At 72.4% G+C, this 2563-nt stretch carries 3 protein-coding genes; all 3 read left to right on the top strand.

Annotated features, from left to right (window positions below; translation table 11 throughout):
• Window positions 1-945 (top strand): elongation factor 1-alpha C-terminal domain-related protein (locus AB4039_RS41975; protein ID WP_442273275.1); only part of this gene is annotated, 945 nt, incomplete at its 5' end.
• A gap of 2 nt (window positions 946-947) precedes the next feature.
• A complete protein-coding gene (locus AB4039_RS41970) occupies window positions 948-2066 on the top strand; it encodes an aliphatic sulfonate ABC transporter substrate-binding protein (protein WP_442273274.1) in 1119 nt (372 codons plus the stop codon).
• On the top strand, window positions 2063-2563 hold a 501-nt coding region (locus AB4039_RS41965; protein ID WP_442273276.1), incomplete at its 3' end, for an ABC transporter ATP-binding protein. The genes AB4039_RS41970 and AB4039_RS41965, both read left to right, overlap by 4 nt.

The following is a 2563-nucleotide window of genomic DNA, read 5'->3' as shown; positions in this document are numbered from 1 at the left end:
GTCCTCGTCGACGCCCGCAACGGCGTCATCGAACAGACCCGCCGCCACGCCGCCGTCGCCGCCCTGCTGCGCGTCCCCCACGTCGTCCTCGCCGTCAACAAGATGGACCTCGTCGACTACCGGGAGACCGTCTTCGCGAAGATCGCCGAGGAGTTCACCGCCTACGCCGCCGACCTCGGCGTCCCCGACGTCACCGCCATCCCGATCTCCGCCCTGGCCGGCGACAACGTCGTGGAACCTTCCGCGCACATGGACTGGTACGGCGGCCCCACCGTCCTCGAACACCTCGAAACCGTCCCGGTCAGCGAGGAGCTCACCGCCGACCGCGCCCGCTTCCCCGTCCAGTACGTGATCCGCCCGCAGACCGCCGAGCACCCCGACTACCGCGGCTACGCCGGCCAGATCGCCTCCGGCGTCCTGCGCGTCGGCGAAGCCGTCACCGTCCTGCCCTCCGGCCGCACCAGCACCATCGAAGCCATCGACGCGCTCGGCGAGAGCGTCGACACCGCCCACGCCCCCCAGTCCGTGACGCTGCGGCTCACCGACGACATCGACGTCTCCCGCGGCGACCTGATCGCCCCCACCGCCGTCGCCCCCGCCCCCACCCACGAGGTCCTCGCCACCGTCTGCCACGTCGCCGACCGGCCCCTGACCGTCGGCCAGCGCGTCCTGCTCAAACACACCACCCGCACGGTCAAGGCGATCGTCAAGGAGATCCCCTCCCGGCTGACCCTGGACGACCTGTCCCAGCACCCGGACCCCGGCCGGCTCGTCGCCAACGACATCGGCCGGATCCTCGTACGGACCGCCGAACCCCTCGCCCTCGACGCCTACGCCGCCTTCCGCCGCACCGGCTCCTTCCTCCTCATCGACCCGGCCGACGGCACCACCCTGACCGCGGGCATGGCCGGCGATGCCTTCACGGCACACGAAGGGACCGCCTGACCATGTCCCCCACGCGCCCCCTCCGCCCCGCCGCGGCCCTCCTGCTGCTGCTCGCCGCCGGCCTCACCTCCTGCGGCTACGGCTCCCGGGCCGACCAGGTCCCCGCCGCCGCCCAGGCCCCCGCGGGCGAGACGGGCGCGAAGCTCTCGGCGGGCTCCGTGACCCTCGGCTACTTCCCGAACCTGACCCACGCCACCGCCCTGGTCGGCGTACGGGAAGGGCTGATCCGGCGGGAACTGGGCGGGACCGCCCTGAAGACCACCACCTTCAACGCCGGGCCGGCCGAGATCGAGGCCCTCAACGCCGGCTCCGTCGACATCGCCTTCATCGGCCCCTCGCCCGCCGTCAACGGCTACGTGAAGTCCAAGGGCCGCAACCTGCGGATCATCTCCGGCTCCGCGTCCGGCGGGGTCAAGCTCGTCGTGAACCCGGAGAGGATCAAGACCCTCGACGACCTCAAGGGCAAGCGGATCGCCACCCCGCAGCTCGGCAACACCCAGGACGTGGCCTTCCTCAACTGGGCCGCCACGCGCGGCTGGAAGGTCGACGCGGCCAGCGGAAAGGGCGACGTGTCCGTCGTCCGCACCAACAACACCATCACCCCCGACGCCTACCGTTCCGGTTCCGTCGACGGCGCCTGGGTGCCCGAGCCGACCGCGTCCAAGCTGGTCGCCGAGGGTGCGACCGTCCTCCTCGACGAGAGCGACCTGTGGCCCGACGGGAAGTTCGTGATCACGAACGTCGTCGTGTCGCAGGAGTTCCTCAAGGAACACGCGGACGTGGTGGAGGCCGTGCTCCGGGGCACGGTGAAGACCAACGAGTGGATCAACGCCCACCGGGACGAGGCCAAGACCTCCGCCAACGCCGCCCTGAAGGCGCTCAGCGGCAAGGAGCTGGAGCCCGAGGTCATCGACCGGGCCTGGCCGGGCATCGTCGTCACCGACGACCCCCTGGCCGCCACCCTGCGGGCCCAGGCCGGCCACGCCGTCGCCGCGGGCCTGCTGGAGCGGCCCGACCTGACCGGCATCTACGACCTCGGGCCGCTCGACAAGGTCCTCGGTTCCCTGCACAGGCCCCCCGTCACCCCGCCGGGTCCGGGCACCGACGACCAACGGAGCTGACCGCGATGGCGACCGCCCTGATCAACGCGGAGCACACCACGGCCCTCGCACGGGCCGTCCGCATCGAGCACGTCTCCAAGTCCTTTCCCGGCCCGGCCGGCCCCCAGCCCGTGCTGGACGACATCAGCCTCGACGTCGCTCCCGGGGAGTTCGTCACCCTCCTCGGCGCCTCCGGCTGCGGCAAGTCCACCCTGCTCAACCTGGTCGCGGGACTGGACACCCCGACCGCCGGGACCGTCGCCACCGAGGGCCGCGCGGCCCTGATGTTCCAGGAGCACGCCCTCTTCCCGTGGCTCACCGCGGGCAGGAACATCGAACTCGCCCTGCGCCTGCGCGGGGTGCCCAAGAACGACCGCAAGCCCGAGGCCGAACGGCTGCTGGAGCTGGTCCGGCTCGGCGGGGCGTACGGCAAGCGCGTCCACGAACTGTCCGGCGGCATGCGCCAGCGCGTGGCCCTGGCCCGCGCCCTCGCCCAGGACAGCCGCCTGCTGCTGATG

It is taken from the genome of Streptomyces sp. M-16 (genome assembly GCF_052114405.1).
Classification (GTDB): domain Bacteria; phylum Actinomycetota; class Actinomycetes; order Streptomycetales; family Streptomycetaceae; genus Streptomyces.
This window is presented reverse-complemented; position numbering and strand designations above follow the sequence as displayed.